Source organism: Rahnella inusitata (assembly GCF_003263515.1).
In the GTDB taxonomy this organism is placed as follows: domain Bacteria; phylum Pseudomonadota; class Gammaproteobacteria; order Enterobacterales; family Enterobacteriaceae; genus Rahnella; species Rahnella inusitata.
This window is the reverse complement of the sequence record NZ_JYDE01000037.1, coordinates 63,756-79,104: the sequence shown is the minus strand read 5'-3', so window position 1 is coordinate 79,104 and position 15,349 is coordinate 63,756. Positions and strand designations below refer to the sequence as shown.

The 15,349-nt window shown below is 49.5% G+C and carries 22 protein-coding genes; 18 read left to right on the top strand and 4 right to left on the bottom strand.

Translation table 11 applies throughout. The features are described 5' to 3' along the window. Positions 1-9: 9 nt before the first annotated feature. From TU92_RS19470 to TU92_RS19450, 5 genes are all read left to right on the top strand, one after another. Positions 10-288 carry a DUF2732 family protein gene (locus TU92_RS19470; RefSeq protein ID WP_244207715.1) on the top strand — a complete coding sequence of 93 codons (279 nt, stop codon included), beginning with the start codon at positions 10-12 and terminating at the stop codon, positions 286-288. Continuing rightward, complete coding sequence (locus TU92_RS19465) at positions 288-512, top strand: TraR/DksA C4-type zinc finger protein (RefSeq protein WP_112168811.1); 225 nt, start codon at positions 288-290, stop codon at positions 510-512. Before TU92_RS19470 ends, TU92_RS19465 begins: the two co-directional genes overlap by 1 nt. Before the next feature lie 79 nt (positions 513-591). Continuing rightward, the gene (locus tag TU92_RS19460; RefSeq protein ID WP_112168810.1) at positions 592-2,853 is read left to right on the top strand and encodes a replication endonuclease; all 2,262 of its coding nucleotides are present in this window, start codon (positions 592-594) and stop codon (positions 2,851-2,853) included. Between the two features lie 111 nt (positions 2,854-2,964). Further along, the gene (locus tag TU92_RS19455; RefSeq protein WP_112168809.1) at positions 2,965-3,156 is read left to right on the top strand and encodes a hypothetical protein; all 192 of its coding nucleotides are present in this window, start codon (positions 2,965-2,967) and stop codon (positions 3,154-3,156) included. A gap of 315 nt (positions 3,157-3,471) precedes the next feature. Beyond that, positions 3,472-4,161, top strand: a complete 690-nt coding sequence (locus tag TU92_RS19450) for an HAD family hydrolase (RefSeq protein ID WP_112168808.1) — start codon at positions 3,472-3,474, stop codon at positions 4,159-4,161. Here TU92_RS19450 and TU92_RS19445 read toward each other — a convergent pair. Genes TU92_RS19445 through TU92_RS22565 form a run of 4 tightly spaced genes read right to left on the bottom strand, consistent with a single transcriptional unit; the run spans position 4,123 to position 7,869 of the window. After that, positions 4,123-4,953 (bottom strand): dCTP deaminase domain-containing protein, encoded by an 831-nt coding sequence (locus TU92_RS19445; RefSeq protein WP_112168807.1) that lies wholly within the window; start codon positions 4,951-4,953, stop codon positions 4,123-4,125. The two genes, TU92_RS19450 and TU92_RS19445, sit on opposite strands and share 39 nt — an antisense overlap. Before the next feature lie 16 nt (positions 4,954-4,969). After that, positions 4,970-5,986 carry a phage portal protein gene (locus TU92_RS19440; protein WP_112168806.1) on the bottom strand — a complete coding sequence of 339 codons (1,017 nt, stop codon included), beginning with the start codon at positions 5,984-5,986 and terminating at the stop codon, positions 4,970-4,972. Beyond that, positions 5,987-7,750 (bottom strand): terminase ATPase subunit family protein, encoded by a 1,764-nt coding sequence (locus TU92_RS19435; protein ID WP_112168805.1) that lies wholly within the window; start codon positions 7,748-7,750, stop codon positions 5,987-5,989. It lies immediately after the preceding gene. Beyond that, complete coding sequence (locus TU92_RS22565; RefSeq protein WP_268959687.1) at positions 7,747-7,869, bottom strand: hypothetical protein; 123 nt, start codon at positions 7,867-7,869, stop codon at positions 7,747-7,749. Before TU92_RS22565 ends, TU92_RS19435 begins: the two co-directional genes overlap by 4 nt. Before the next feature lie 23 nt (positions 7,870-7,892). Here TU92_RS22565 and TU92_RS19430 point away from each other — a divergent pair, with 23 nt between their 5' ends. From TU92_RS19430 to TU92_RS19370, 13 genes are all read left to right on the top strand, one after another. Then, positions 7,893-8,741: a GPO family capsid scaffolding protein gene (locus TU92_RS19430; protein ID WP_112168804.1), complete on the top strand. Its 849-nt coding sequence runs from the start codon at positions 7,893-7,895 to the stop codon at positions 8,739-8,741. Between the two features lie 35 nt (positions 8,742-8,776). Then, entirely contained in the window at positions 8,777-9,916 is a 1,140-nt protein-coding gene (locus TU92_RS19425; protein WP_112168803.1) for a phage major capsid protein, P2 family, read from the top strand. A gap of 3 nt (positions 9,917-9,919) precedes the next feature. After that, positions 9,920-10,576: a phage terminase small subunit gene (gene gpM, locus TU92_RS19420; RefSeq protein ID WP_112168802.1), complete on the top strand. Its 657-nt coding sequence runs from the start codon at positions 9,920-9,922 to the stop codon at positions 10,574-10,576. 95 nt (positions 10,577-10,671) lie between these two features. Further along, the gene (locus TU92_RS19415; RefSeq protein WP_112168801.1) at positions 10,672-11,142 is read left to right on the top strand and encodes a head completion/stabilization protein; all 471 of its coding nucleotides are present in this window, start codon (positions 10,672-10,674) and stop codon (positions 11,140-11,142) included. After that, entirely contained in the window at positions 11,142-11,345 is a 204-nt protein-coding gene (locus TU92_RS19410) for a tail protein X (protein WP_112168800.1), read from the top strand. Before TU92_RS19415 ends, TU92_RS19410 begins: the two co-directional genes overlap by 1 nt. Positions 11,346-11,350: 5 nt before the next feature. Then, positions 11,351-11,560 (top strand): phage holin, encoded by a 210-nt coding sequence (locus tag TU92_RS19405; RefSeq protein ID WP_112168799.1) that lies wholly within the window; start codon positions 11,351-11,353, stop codon positions 11,558-11,560. Then, positions 11,541-12,050 carry a lysozyme gene (locus TU92_RS19400; RefSeq protein ID WP_112168798.1) on the top strand — a complete coding sequence of 170 codons (510 nt, stop codon included), beginning with the start codon at positions 11,541-11,543 and terminating at the stop codon, positions 12,048-12,050. Before TU92_RS19405 ends, TU92_RS19400 begins: the two co-directional genes overlap by 20 nt. Then, positions 12,050-12,475 (top strand): Rz-like lysis system protein LysB, encoded by a 426-nt coding sequence (lysB, locus tag TU92_RS19395; protein ID WP_112168797.1) that lies wholly within the window; start codon positions 12,050-12,052, stop codon positions 12,473-12,475. Before TU92_RS19400 ends, lysB begins: the two co-directional genes overlap by 1 nt. Continuing rightward, the gene (gene lysC / locus TU92_RS22520; protein ID WP_244207714.1) at positions 12,369-12,608 is read left to right on the top strand and encodes an Rz1-like lysis system protein LysC; all 240 of its coding nucleotides are present in this window, start codon (positions 12,369-12,371) and stop codon (positions 12,606-12,608) included. The genes lysB and lysC overlap by 107 nt, the downstream gene beginning before the upstream one ends. Next, positions 12,571-13,038: a phage tail protein gene (locus tag TU92_RS19385; protein WP_112168795.1), complete on the top strand. Its 468-nt coding sequence runs from the start codon at positions 12,571-12,573 to the stop codon at positions 13,036-13,038. Before lysC ends, TU92_RS19385 begins: the two co-directional genes overlap by 38 nt. Beyond that, on the top strand, positions 13,031-13,489 hold the full coding sequence (locus TU92_RS19380; protein ID WP_112168794.1) for a phage virion morphogenesis protein: 459 nt from the start codon (positions 13,031-13,033) through the stop codon (positions 13,487-13,489). Before TU92_RS19385 ends, TU92_RS19380 begins: the two co-directional genes overlap by 8 nt. Positions 13,490-13,726: 237 nt before the next feature. After that, positions 13,727-14,320, top strand: coding sequence for an anti-phage protein KwaA (kwaA, locus tag TU92_RS19375; RefSeq protein WP_112168793.1), 594 nt, complete (start codon positions 13,727-13,729; stop codon positions 14,318-14,320). 11 nt (positions 14,321-14,331) lie between these two features. Beyond that, complete coding sequence (locus TU92_RS19370) at positions 14,332-15,294, top strand: Kiwa anti-phage protein KwaB-like domain-containing protein (RefSeq protein WP_112168792.1); 963 nt, start codon at positions 14,332-14,334, stop codon at positions 15,292-15,294. Positions 15,295-15,349 lie beyond the last annotated feature (55 nt).

Below are 15,349 nucleotides of genomic sequence, written 5' to 3'. Positions count from 1 at the left end.
GAAAATTCTATGAACAATATCATCAATAAATATCGTCACGGCCTTGCTGGTTTACCGGTTGCCGGTTTCGATATGGCGTCAGTTGAAGGTGATTACATCGCTGAACTAACCCTGATGCTGAACTCCGTGCGTAATGAAGAACGAGCCAATCGTGCTGCAGTATTTGCTTCTCGTCTTGAGGCTATTGCCAGTTTCATAACTAAAAAGGAAATGACCGGCATCGAAGCCGCCGAAGCTTTACGTGACGAAGCTACCCGCATTCAAAATGAAGCTGGAGATTTTCACTGATGGCCGATGTAATCGACGCCGCTCAAGAACGTGCTGACCTGATTCTCACGTCTCAAATCCAAGCCGCCCGCGCATCTGTTGCAGGCGTTTCAGCGATGTTCTGCATTGAGTGTGATCGTCCCATTCCCGAAGAGCGCCGCGCAACTCTGCCAGGCGTTGAGCTTTGCGTGTACTGCAAAGAAATTGCTGAGATGACAGCCAAACATTATCGAGGGGACAAATGATAATTCTCTCGATAGCGTTGATCATTCTGGGTGGCATTAATGCTGGTTATCTGATCACTGATATCAAAGATGGTCTGTAATGCTGACCAGCCGCTTTAATCCTCCCACTGGAACGCCCGACGTATGGGCGTTCCCCTGGAATAAACCCCTCTCCCCGATCGTGCCTCAAGAAAGACCGAGACCGCTTACCCGTGATGAATACCATCAGGGGCAAGCCGTTTTAATCAGAGTAAAAAGTCTCTCGAAGGATCTGCGTGAAATCTTCACTGGCCGTTACGCACACTTGCTTAGAACCCAGGGAATTATCGCTGCCTACAAATACCTGATTTACACTCTGGGGCGCAGCATCCTGCCGCGTGTTGATGCAGTTAATTCAGCTCACACAATGAATGCTGATGCCTCCATGAGATTCATGTCAGAGGCAGATACCTATCACGGGCTGCCGAGCATGACTGATAAGCCTCTGCGCAGGTTTGCTCAGGACATCGCGCGACAACTCAAAGACATCTATGAAGACCGTTGCGAACAGTTGCTAACTCAATACCACGGTGATAACGCGATTCTTTTTGATCGTGATACGCAGTGTGAACTTTATGGCGAAATCGCGGGTATGGCTCAGGCCTTCAATGTCAGGCCGATGCACTGGACAAGGTACCTCAAGGACAAGCTTGATACTGTATCCGCCATAGCTGGCCTGTCTCGCTTGGTTAATCCTGAATGGTGGCTAAGTCAGCTCAAAGGTCAGCGAACCCGCTGGCGTGAATCTTTGCTGATCGCAATCGGAAAGGTAAACCGCGACGCCTCTCCCTATGCCAGTAAGCAGGCGATTCGTGAAGTGCGTGCACGCCGCCTGTCTAATCTCGACTATCTGAAAAGTTGCGATCTTGAAAACGTCGAAACCGGCGAGCGCATTAGTCTGATCGATAAAGTGATGGCGAGCATCTCCAATCCTGAGATCCGCCGCATGGAACTGATGAGCACCATCGCTGGCACCGAAAAATATGCGGCCGCAAATGGCGATGTCGGCATGTTTTTAACGATCACTACCCCTTCCAAATATCACCCAACTCGCATTGTTGGCAAAAGCGATAAAAAGCGCGTTCAGCGTAATCATGCGTGGGACAAAGAAGCATATACACCAAAAGATGCTCAGCGCTATCTGTGCGGGATCTGGAGCAAAATGCGCACCGCTTTCAAAGATAGCGGTCTGTCCGTTTACGGGATGCGCGTTGTCGAACCTCACCACGACGCGACCCCGCACTGGCACATGATGTTATTCACCAAACCCGCCATGCGTCAGCCGGTGATCGATATCATGCGCAAATATGCCATGAAAGAAGATGGTGACGAACGCGGTGCAGCAAAGAACCGCTTTGACTGTAAGCACCTGAACCGTGGCGGCGCTGCTGGGTACATCGCTAAATACATTGCGAAGAATATCGATGGCTACGCACTGGAAGGCGAGCGTGATCACGAAACCGGCGAGTTGCTGACAGACTCCTCTGCCGCTGTTACGGCCTGGGCTGCTACCTGGCGGATCCCACAATTCCACCCTATCGGCCTGCCAACGATGGGTTCATACCGTGAGTGTCGCCGTATCCGTTCCATCAGCCTGACCGAAACCTTTGACGAAGAAGTCGAAGCCGTTCGCGCAGCTGCTGATGCCGGTGATTTTATGGCGTACATAGAGGCTCAAGGCGGCGCGAATGTTCCACGTGAAGATCAGACCGTTCGTGTAGCTCGTCGGGTTGCTGCTGAACTGAACGCCTACGACGAAGAAGTGAAAAAGGTTGTCGGCATTTTTGCCCCTCACCTCGGCGACTCTCGCGTTTATGAAACCCGTACAACCCAATGGCGCATCGTTTCTTCAGCCGTTGACGTTGAGGTTTTGACCTCAAAAAGCGCCCACGGCGCGCCTCGGAGTCCTGTCAATAACTGTGGGTTGGGAGGAAACAAAACGGCCGCAAATGGGCGCGATAACCCTGCTGGGAGCGTCACCACAGCGAGCACTTCTGACGACTTGCGAGTTATTGACTGGACAGACACTGCCGCCGTGAAGGCGATTGTGGCGCGAATACGCGAAGAAACACCGAGGATCAGCAAAGCTCAGCGTAGTTTTGACCCGACTAAAAGGCGTGTTGCAGCTCCTTCTGCCAGATTGACCCCGCAGGAACGTGACAGATTGCCTCAGATTCAACATGAGTTGCTCAAACACGGCATCAGACCGGAGAAGTGGGAGCTTGAGGCCTTAGTCAGGGGGGCAAAAATCACTTTTGGAGACGTTGAGATCCAATACCCTCCGCTGCAGGATTGGGCAGAATTTTATGGGAATGATAACTGATTAAGTATTCATCAGAACTATGGCTCGACCATTAACATGCAGTTTTTTATGGAATTTGTTAAAGAATGGACATATTATACTGTACAAATAACCAGTGCATTGGAGTGAGTAATGGAATCCTCTCATGAGCTAAAAATGGCTTTGACTAAAATCCGGCTAATGGCTGACATTGCACAGTCAGCCCAGTGCAGAAATGATGAGTATGCACTGGTTATGGAAATGATCTCTGATATGGCTGATCAGGTATTGGATGAAGAGGAAGCCACGTATCCGCCCTTCACGGTTTACGACGACGAAGAATAGCCTGGAACATCGGGTGATCCCCTTTTAGCAGCTCTGCATGCATTGAGTGCATGATTTCGCATGGTGATCACCCTGCTCTTTTCTCCCCGCCACACCAGTGCTGGCGTGGATCACACTGGATCACGCAAGTGCATCAAAAGCGACCTATAAAGCGGGCAGGCGTGGCGGGGATAGCATTGCGCGCTCTTCATAAATACTTACGTATGCGAGAAAGTATACGGTATATTCAGCGGAAGTTTTTTGGTAAAATAATGGATTGAAATTCTTCACAACGAGCGGATTATTTTGATCCCTTAATTATATAGGTACGACAACATGATTATTTGTTTCTTCGACATGGAAGGTACATTGCTAGAGAAAAACATATCTTTAGATAATGGGAAAGTTGCCCCAAGCGCATGGACAGCTCTCGCGAAAGAAATAAGTGAGGAATGTTTTATTGAAGAAGAGATTACGAAAGATTTATGGCTCGAAAATAAATATCTAAGTTATACTGCATGGATGAAGGATACTGTAAGGTTACATTTAAAACATGGGATGAATAAAAAGCACCTTGATAAAATTCTCAATGGTGCGAAAATTCATGATGGTGCTCGTGAACTATTTCATTTCCTTAGAGAAAAAAACGTAGTTACTGCTTTAATTTCAGGCGGTTTTAAACAACTTGCAGATATTACTCAACGCAAATTAAAAATCGATCATGCATACAGTGCTTGTGAGTATTTTTTTGATGAAAATGACAAGGTTGAGCACTTTAACTTATTGCCTACAGATGAACTAGGTAAGCTTGTTTTTATGAAACATCTCGCTGATGAATATGCAGTTGAGCTTAAAGATTGCATATTTATTGGCGACGGTAAAAATGACGTTCATTTAGCTAAGGAGGTTGGTACATCAATAGCTTTTAACGCGCAGCAAGAGCTTATTGATGCATCAACATTTTCGATAAATCAAGATAAACCTGATTTATCCGTTATTATTCCTATTCTCAGAAACACGCTCTAAATCGTGAATTCTCTTTTTCAAATCCTCAACATCTGCGTTGAGGCCATTAATTTTAATTTCATATTTTTGTTGTTCACTAATATTCTTTTCTACATCATATTTCCAACCAAACCACAGATCCTTCACACCAGAAATCAATGTAAAAAACAAACCAATAGCAGCTATCATCAGCCCCACTTTAACTAAGGAAAATTCAGATATTTTTTCATAAATCTCCTTCTTGATTTGTGTTTTTAAAACAGTTGGTTCCAAAAATGTTTTAGGTAAGCTTTTTAAATTTTTAGTTACTCTTTTTTTATAAGAATTATATTTCTTATTCTTATAAAGCACTTGCCTTTCAATATTTGGAAGTGCTAGTGGGCTAGAATCTATTTTATGAAATACAACTCGGAAAAATTCTCTTTCGTCTCTATTTCTACCGGAAGGGATTGCTGCATTCACATTTGAAAAATTTATTATCAGGGTTGATATGGGACCCGTGTAATTTGAGTCAATTATACCTGTATTAAGAGCTAGTAAACCTCGCTGACTCAGCCTATTCTTCAAAAATACGTATGCTATATAATCAGACGGTACATTTATGATTTCATCGGAAATTATAAGCATTGACTGTTGAGGGTCAATAGTTGTTCCTGTTCCAGTAATGAATTCCCCATTCTCATCCTTAAAAACTACTTCCCCAACTGTAAGGTCAATACTCGAATTATTAGTATAGAGGGTGGGATCCAATAAATTTCCATTTTTATCTCTCACAAACCCGAGACGAATAGCTTCTATAGCGCTTAGTTGCATTTTGTATCCTTTTATATCAACTCAGACTGTATGATTTAAATTTAACAAAATTAAATTTTAAAAACACGCTAATTTCCTTCATCCTCTCCTGCAGCGGCGTCAGCTCGTTCCTCACAAACACTTGCGCCGCCTTCTCCACATCCCCAAACCCGCCCGCATTATCAGGAATGATCCCCATCATCTGCGGTGGAACGCGGTGCGCGCTCAGCAGATCATCACGGCTGGATTTCTTAATGTTGAAAAAATCATCCTTGGTGGCGACTTCACTCAGTGGCAAAATCTGAATGCCGTCCTTCTTACCGTTCGGCGCGTACATGAACAGGTTACGGAAGTTGCCCAGGCCTTTAGTATCCCGCATTGCCTTTCGCATTGAATCGATGTCACTGCTGCTCTGGGCGGCGTCGGTCATATACAAGATGTAGCCGGCGTGAGCGCCGTTCTGGTAATACTTCCGGCGGAACAGTGTGGCGGCCTCGTTGAGCCAGGCGGAATTCAGCGCACTGAGATATTCCGGCAAGCCATAAATCTCCTGGTTTATGTCCGGTTCGATCAGATGAAAGATGCTGCCCACCGCGAACTGGTGCGGTTCCTTCCAGCCTTGTACGAACCAGTACGCCCCCTCTTCCACTCCGCGTCGCACATATTTAGCCGGTACAGCTTCAAAACGTAACGGTTCGCCGAGCTGGTTGCGGATAAGTTCCAGGTACGCATTCCCGAACACCAGATAGTCCAGCGCAAATTTGCTGAACTCCTGCTGGCTCAGCAACGGATGTGGGATAAATGTCGAGGCGAGGATATTACGTTTCACGTATATCGGAGAGCTGTGATGAACGGCAGCGCGCAGGCTGCGGGCAAGGCCGTCGAAACTGACCGGTGGCTCATACCAGCGGCCATTACCAGTGCATTCGATATAATCCAGAATCTCACGGCGGTCTAAAACCGGCGTCGGATCACCGAAGCTGAATACCTCTGCGCCCTGCTGGCTTTCAGTGGTCGTGGTCTGCGTGACTTTACGGTATTTGCGCTTGCTCATTTAGTAGAACTCCAGAATGTTCGGGCTTTGTCCGCCATTGGCGGCGGTCAGTGGTTCGTTTAACAAGGCGTGCATGATTGCCCACGCGACGTCAGCGTGGCTGGCCTCTTCACTGCGGCTGGCTTCGTAGGTTGAACGGTTGCCGCTGGCGGTCATCGTTTTGCGGATCGCCATAAACGACGCTGTGATGTCGGTATGGCCGGTGTCATATTCCAGGCGGCCGGAGCTGATGGTGTCTTTTGCTTTGAGTACCAGTGCGGTTTTCACCTCGGGGCTGTAACGGATCTCACGCGCCGCAGGAAAGAACTGCTGCACAAGCTGGAATACACCCTGCCCGATGCCAGTCGCATCGATGCCGATGTACTCGACGGCATAACGATTTGTGAGTTCTTCGATGCTTTTGGCCTGCGCGGCAAAGTCCATGCCCTTCCACTGGTGACGCTCGAGCACGCGGAACTTGCCGCCAGACACTACCGGCGGAGCAATTACCGCGCAGCCTGCGCTATCGCCGGTATGTGAAGGGTCGTAACCAATCCACACGGGACGATAGGCAAACGGTCGTTTCAGGTAGGGATCGAAGTCTTCCCACTCGTCCAGACTGTCCACCATGCAGCCCTGCAACTCGGCAAACGGGAACACCGACGCCTGATCGTCCACGAACTCACACATCAGCAAGTTTTCATATTCTGCGGGACTGTATTCCAGTTGCAGCTGTTCCAGGTCGAACAGGTTGCAGCCGCCTGACAGCGCATCTTCCACCGTCACAATCTGCCGCCACTGACCGTCATCGCACAGCACGCCCTTTGACAGGTGCGCATGCGTCAGATCCAGGTCAATCCTATCGGCTTTATTGCGTCGCCCTTTGTTGAACAGTTCACCCGACCAGAACGGATAGGCGCTGTGTGCCAGACTCGACGGCGTAGAAAAATAGGTGCTTCGCCATTTTTTATGCAGCGACATACCGGAAGCCACTTTGCGCAGCTCCTGAAATTTAGGGATCCAGAAATATTCGTCCAGGTATAAATTACCGGTATAGCTCTGCGCGGTGCGGACGTTGGTACCGAGGAAAATCAGCCGTGCGCCGTTCGGCAGCACAATCGGGTCGCCTTTTAAATCGACATCGACCTGTCGGGCAAAGTCGATAATGTAGTTTTTAAAGACGTGCGCCTGCGCCTTACTGGCTGACAGGAAAATCTGATTCCGTCCGGTGGTCAGCGCATCAATCAGCGCTTCCCGGGCAAAGTAGAAGGTTGCGCCAATCTGGCGGGACTTGAGGATGTTGCGGATACGGTGCTGAAGCCCTGCCTGATGCCATCCACGCTGATACTCAAACGACGTTTCAATGAAGATGTCGCCGAGTTTCTCAATGGCCTCATCACTAAAAACATTCTTATCGGGTGCCTTTCGTTCGCCCTTATTACGGTTAGCAACGTTCGGGTTTAAATCAGCCTCGCTGCCAGTATGGTTGTAGCGATTTACCCGTGCCAGGCGTTCAATCTGTCGGCCTAACAGGTCGATCTCTTTGTAGTCCTTCCCCTCCTTTACATCTTTCATGACGAGCTGGATCAGCCGCGCTTCCATGCTGGTTTCCACGCGGGAAATAGGCGCAATGGCCTCCCACTGATCGCGAGTTTTCCAGCTCTGCACGGTCGGCGTTTTTTGGCTCAGCACCTCCCCGATTTGCCGCACAGAAAAACCCTGCCAGTAAAGCAGTGCCGCCTGTCGGCGCGGGTCGCTGATGATGGTGGAGTTTGAAATATTCATGCCGCCACGTTACCGGCCAGACAGCCGTTTTTCGCGCTGCCCACGTTGTGCCATCGGGCAACAACCCGCATCGGCTGGCGGCCTGCGGTGACTGTCTGGAAACTAACTCCCGTTCTCAACACTCATTACCGGAGTCAGTCACATGGCAAAGAAAGTATCGAAATGGTTCCGCATCGGGGTCGAAGGCGACACCTGCGATGGCCGCGAAATTGATGCTAACGACATCAAGCAAATGGCGGAGACGTACAGCGCGAAAGCCTACGGTGCCCGCGTCAATCTGGAGCACATTAAAGGCGTATTGCCGACCAGCGATTTCCGCCGTTATGGCGACGTGATCCAGCTGAAAGCCGAACAAATTGATGATGCAGCTGAACCGCTGCTGCATGACAAATGGGCGCTGTACGCAATGATCAGCCCGACCGCGGATTTAACGCAGATGGTCGGCGACGGGCAGAAGGTTTACACCTCGATGGAGATAAAACGCAACTTCGCCAACTCAAATAAATCCTACCTGGTCGGTCTGGCCGTCACCGACGACCCCGCAAGCCTCGGCACTGAAATGCTGGAGTTCAGCCGTACAGCAAAACAGAACCCGCTAGCCGGTCGTAAAACCGATCCGGACAGCCTCTTCACCGTCGCCACCGAAGCACTGATTGAGTTCGAAGACGCGCCGGAATCAGCCCCTTCTCTTTTCGCGCTGGTTAAACAAAAGCTTTCACGTAAGCAGGCATTAGACGATGCCCGCCTGGCAGATGTTCACGAAGCCGTCAGCGAGGTCGCTCAATACGCTCAGACCGAACTGGATAAGCATGAAACCAGCCTGAGCGATCTGCTGAGCCGCGTCGATACCCTTGAAAAATCCACCGCTGCCGAACATGACGCCCTCACTGAGTTGAAAGGCAAGCTTGCGCAGACACCGGCGCAGAACTTTAACCAGCGCCCACACGCAACCGGCGGTACAAGCGCTGACGAGACAGTGACCGACTGCTGATCCGACATCTTTAATTCACCCTCAGGAAATAAGTCATGAAAAAAGAAACGCGCTTTAAATTTAATGCGTTCCTCTCCCAGCTCGCCAAACTCAACAACGTTGACGTCGGCACGCTGGACAAGAAATTTAACGTCGAGCCGTCCGTCACGCAGACGCTGATGACCCGATTACAGGAATCCTCAGAGTTCCTGACCCGTATCAACATCATTCCGGTGGACGAAATGATGGGCGCGAAAGTTGGCGTCGGCGTCACCGGCACGATTGCCAGTACCACCAACACTGACGCCGGTGATGAACGTGAAACCGCTGATTTTACCAAGCTGGATCAGGAAGGCTACCACTGCACCAAAACCAACTACGACTTCCACTGGATGTACAGCAAGCTGGATTTGTGGGCGCGATACAACGATTTTCAGACCCGCCTGCGTGACGCCATTATCAAGCGTCAGGCACTGGATCGCATCCTGGTCGGCTTTAACGGTGTTTCCCGCGCACCGACATCTAACCGTGTACAGAATCCGCTGTTGCAGGATGTCGGCGTGGGCTGGCTGCAAAAATACCGCCTGAATGCCCCGTCCAAAGTGATGGGCATGATTGTCGCCGAAGACGGTACCGTGACCAATGAGGCGGTGAAAGTCGGTGGCGAAGGTGAATACAAAAACCTCGACGCGCTGGTCTTTGATGCGGTGAATGAACTGATCGACCCAATCTATCAGGACGACACCGAACTGGTGGTGATCTGCGGCCGCAAGCTGCTCGCGGATAAGTATTTCCCGCTGATCAACAAACAACAGCCGAACACGGAGGCAATGGCTGCCGACCTGATTGTCAGCCAGAAACGCATCGGCAATCTTCCCGCCGTTCGTGTGCCCGGCTTCCCTGCTAATGCCATGCTGATCACCCGTCTGGATAACCTGTCCATTTACTGGCAGGACGGCACGCACCGCCGCCACGTTGAGGAAGTACCAAAGCGTGACCGTATCGAAAACTACGAATCCATTAACGAGGATTACGTGGTGGAAGACTACGGCTGCGGTTGCCTGATCGAGAACATCGAGGTAACAGCCGTTGCAGATGACAAGGACGAAAAAGCTGAACTCAGCAAATTCACCTCGGCGATTGTTGATGCCATCAAAACTGCATCCGGTACCACTGCACCGGCAGCTCAGGAGTAAACCATGACCAGCCCTGCCCGACGTCATTTGTTGCGGCAGTCAGCTATCGAAGCCGCGCAGCAGGATACCAGCCTGCTGCGTCATGCCACCGGCTATGAACTGCTGCTGCAAAAGCTTAATGCTGACCAGAAAGCCCTGAAAAAAGCCTACTCTGCCGAGAAAAAGGCAGAACTCAAACGCAAGATGCTGCCCGAATATGCGCCGTGGGTGGCGGGCGTTCTCGCCGAGGGGAAAGGCGCACAGGACGCCATCCTGATGACCATTATGATCTGGCGTATTGATGCCGGCGACTACGCCGGTGCGCTCGAAATCGCCCGCTATGCGCTGCATTACAAGCTGGCGATGCCGTTCGGCAAACGTCCTGCCGGTTATGCGCTGGCGGAGGAAATCGCCGACATGAGCACCCGCGCTCATGCTGCCGGTGAGCCGGTCAGTCTCGATGTACTCATGACCACGATGGAACTGACGGAAAGCCAGGACATGCCGGATCAGGTACGCGCCAAGCTGCACAAAATCACCGGCTATCTGTATCGCGAAGCGGAAAAACTGCCGCTCGCCCTGCAACACCTGAAACGCGCCTTCCAGCTAAACAGCAACTGCGGCGTTAAAAAGGATATTGAGCGGTTGGAATCAGCCATCAAAAAGGCGGCCAACGGCTAAACAGAACGCGCCCCGCGCCGGACGGCACGCCAGCCGCGATAGGTCTGTGACCTCGTTCAACGCTGGCGTCCACCGTCCCCTATTCAGAGGTCACTATGTCTCTTGTTGTACCTGCACCAAAGCCGGACGCCGCGACGGAACCCGCGATCAAAAACACGCACTTCTGGCCGGATATCAATCCGGTGGAGTTACGCGACACGCTACGCCTAGAAGGAACGGTGACCGCCAAACGTCTGCGCGCCGTCATTAAGTACGCTCTGACCGAAGTGAATGCCGAGCTTTACAGCTACCGCGTCGCACAACTGGCTCAGGGATACAAAACTCTCGCTGATGTCCCGGCTGACCAGATTGATGACGAAAGTATCAAAGTCTGTGCCTACCTGCGGGCGGTTTCATCCATTACGGCAGCCATTCTTGCGGAACGATACCCGAACAGTGACACCACCGATGCTGGCAGTAAAAAGGCGGAGATTGTCGAAAGTACGGTTGATGAACTGTGGCGTGATGGCCGCAATGCGATCAGCGATGTCGCCGGTGTGTCGCACTGTGTGATCGGGCTGCTCTGATGAAAGTCTATGCCGAACAGGGCGACACCGTGGATTCGCTCTGCTGCCGTTACTACGGCCGCACCGAGTCGGTGATGGAACAGGTTTACGCGGCTAACGTTGGCTTAGCCGCACAGGGGGCAATTCTGCCCCATGGCTACGCGGTGGAGCTGCCGGATATTACTCAGGCCGCAGTCAGCGAAACCGTCTCACTTTGGGACTGATAACCATGGAGCGCATCACCTCGTTTATCTGTTACTGCATCGCGGCCTTTCTTGCCTGGCTCGGCGCAATGTCGCCGCAGGATATTGCCTTTTTAGTCGGTGCCGCCGTCGGCGTCGCGACCTTCCTGGTGAACTGGTACTACCGGCGCAAAACTTACCGACTGCTGAAAGCTATGGGCGTCAGAGGAGACATTAATGCAGCCATCAATCGTTAGACGCTGCGCCGTCGCCGCCGTCCTGGCGATTGCCGCAATGCTCCCACAAACGCCAACGTTGAAAACATCCGCCGCCGGTCTGGCACTTATCGCAGATTTTGAAGGCTGCCGCCTGTCCGCCTATCAGTGCAGCGCGGGCGTCTGGACAAACGGCATCGGGCACACCGCAGGCGTGAAACCGCAAACGCACATCAGCGAACGGCAGGCCGCCGTGAATCTGGTGGAAGACGTGATGCGGGTGGAGAAAGGCATTGCGAGATGTATGCCGGTGGCCATGCCGCAGCCGGTGTATGACGCAGTGGCGTCTTTTGCGTTCAACGTCGGTGTGACGGCGGCGTGTAAATCCACCCTGGCGTTTTTCATCAACAAAGGGGAATGGCGAAAAGCCTGCGATCAGCTGCCGCGCTGGGTATTTGTGAACGGTGTCCGCGTCACCGGGCTGGAACGCCGCCGCGCGAATGAGCTTGCCTACTGCCTGCGGGGTGTCTGATGCGTATTTTAATTTTGTTAATGCTGGCCGCGTGCGCGCTGGCGGGGCTGCAAACCTGGCGTATCGGCGGCCTACATGACGAGGCAGACCAGGCGCAGCGGATCATCGGCACGCTGTCCGCCGGTATTGAAAGCCGCGACAACGTTATTAATCGCCTGAACGATGATGCCGTGACGCGCGAACGCCAGGAACAGAGCCTGCGCACAAAGCTCACACGGGCAAGTCAGGAGGCGCGGGATCGTGAAGTTCACCTTCAAAGGTTACTTAATGAAAATCAGGAAATGCGCGATTGGTATGGCGCTCGCCTGCCTGACGGCATTGGCCGGATGCACGCACGTCCCGCCTTTGCCAACGCCGCAGATTATTTACGTTGGCTGTCCGGCGGTGACGAGCTGTCCGATACCGGCAAGCTCACCGGCCACTAACGGCGACTTGAGCGCCGATGTCAGAAACCTGGAGGCCGAGCTGGTAGCCTGTGGCCTCCAGGTGGAAGCGGTCAAACAATGCCAGGAGGAACAACGTGTTAAAACCCGCACAGCTACGAAAAGCCCTCACTGACGCCGTGCCGGTTCTGCAAACCAGCCCCGACACCTTGCGGATGTTTGTGGACAATGGGCGCATCGTTTCCACGTTAGCCAGCTCGCTGTCATTTGAATATCAGTATCAGGTCGAACTGTTGATCACCGACTTTACCCAGGACAGCGATCTGATCGTGGTGCCCATTCTGGCCTGGCTGCGCGAGCATCAGCCGGACATCATGGCGACGCCGGAAAAACAGCAGAATGGATACACGTTTAAGGCTGATATGCTCAATGATGGGAGCTATGACATCGCTATTCATTTGCAGCTCACCGAGCGCGTGATCGTTAAACAGATTGACGCCGGTCTGCACGTTGAGCATGTTCCTGAACCGCAGTTGCCCGAGCCGGTGGAAAGGCCGCGTAAACTGTACCTGCACGGCGAGTTAGTGAGTCAGTGGAATGAGTGAGCTGACCGCGTTTGATAACCGTATCGATGCACTGATTGCAGCGCTTTCACCACAGCGCCGAAAAGCTCTGGCGACAGAGATTGCAAAGCGTCTGCGCAAACACCAACAGCAGCGCATCAAGCGGCAGGTTACCCCGGAAGGGCAACCCTTCACCCCACGACAGGATCAGATCCTCCGCAGCAAAAAAGGACGACTCAAGCGTGAGATGTTTAGCAAGCTGCGCACGGCCAAGTACATGAAGGCCAAAGGCTCAAATAATGATGCTGTAGTGGAGTTCACTAGCAGAGTTAAACGAATGGCTGAAGTGCATCAGTACGGCCTGCGAGATCGTCCGAACGTCTGGGCTAAAGAAGCGCCTTATCCTTCGCGCCCGCTGCTGGGATTGGATGCGGAAGATTTGAAGATTGTGGAAGATGAATTGCTAAAATGTATTAGCTCAGGCTCGACCTGAAACAACTGCGGCACAGAGCCAAACCTAATCTGAAAGGCAGCTCTGTGCCATTAGCAGACATAATGAAAAATAAGCTATATTTAAATTGTAATGGAGAGTAAACTTCGTTGCTATAACACTAATTAACTCTGCCTATTATGAACATACATTAAATCAGAAGGGGGAGGAATTACATTTGATACATGCCTCTTAAAATCATTAGTCATGAAATGAATATTTTCATAAAGGATTATCTTAATGGGAAATTTAAAACTAAAGATATTACTATATATATTATCACTCTGGTTGTTGTTTTTTTCTCTTTTTATAATGTCATGGGATTTTGATTTCTTGTGTAAAGCATATTCGCATATATTAGGTGGCGGAAATTTTTCATTTTCGCTATATGAAAAATTAAAGACAAGGAATTACGTTTTTTTGTTGAGTTTGCTTTTTATGTTTATTGGATTCCTTGGTTTTGGTTACTTTTATTTTAAAACCACATCAGGTTGGAACGCTACCGTAATAGTTGAAGACGTTTCGAATGAAAATCATGAGCATTTGGAATTTCTCACAACATATGTTATGCCTTTAGTATTTACTGATGTTAATAATGAAAGAACCGCCTTTAACCTTCTAGTTATGATCATTGCTATTGGAGCTATATATATTAGAACAAATAAATTTTACTCCAATCCATCACTGGCGATATTAGGATTTAAAATTTACAAGGCGAAAATTAAAAACCAAGGAGACAAAAAATACATTATGATATGTAAAGGGGAAATATCAGATGGCACACCTTTGAAGTATATTAACTTAGACAATAGCACACTACTTGTTAAAGCATAAAAGGAATATTTATGTTCAATTCACTAACTTCATTATGTACATCAGCACATACATCGTGCGAAATGTTCTTCATAACTAAATCTCCTAGCACATCGCAATTAGATTTCAAGAAAATTGCCCTAGAGCCTTCAGCACAGATTAGTTTGACGACGAAATTCACTAAAAAATTTCAAGATGACGTTATCAATATAACTTCATCAAGCAGTTCATTAAATCCTGTATCCGCTCTTTTAAGTAAAGGAGATGAAATTTATGAATACGACATCACCCCACCCGCGCAAGAGTTTGTTTTAATTGAACAAATAAGCAATCTCACAGCATCGTCGAACGTCCAATCTTTTAATTTCTCCACCGATAGTTTCTCTGACATCAAAGGTATTGTTCTTAATTTGACTGACGGGAATGATAAGTTATTTTTATATCAACATACTTACCAAGTATCACTTCATAAAAAAAGCGGCCTTTCATTTTGGAAGTCAATGAATGGAAACTTATTGACTGAGGTTGACCATGACGTTATTGATGTCAGGAAAGATTTCGACTTTTTCTATTTTAACGGAAAGCATTATGTATGCAACCTTAAAGTGTTAGAAAATTACTATGGCCTAAATACTATTATTGATAACATGGTCAACTTGGCAATACCTAAAATAGTTTCTTTAAATATTATTGACGTCAGTGGGATTTCTAACCCACTTGCAATTTTTGACGACATGAAGTCGAATAGAAGTTGCATGAAAAAACTAGCTAAGATTCAGAATAATAACCTGCCTACGATAACCATCCAGCAAATAAGCATTATACTGAATGACTTCCCTAAATTTGGACGAGAGTTAAGAGTCCAAAATAATTTTATTGAGCTTTCATCTCAAAAGAAAAAGTTACTTTTCATAAGACTCCTTAATGACGAGGCAGTCAGATCGGCGTTGACGAATAACGTATTTTTGGCAGATGACAGAGAGTCTGCAATATAACGGCATGGGGCTATAAATTTAGCGTAGCCCTTTAAAAAAATCACATGAAATACCA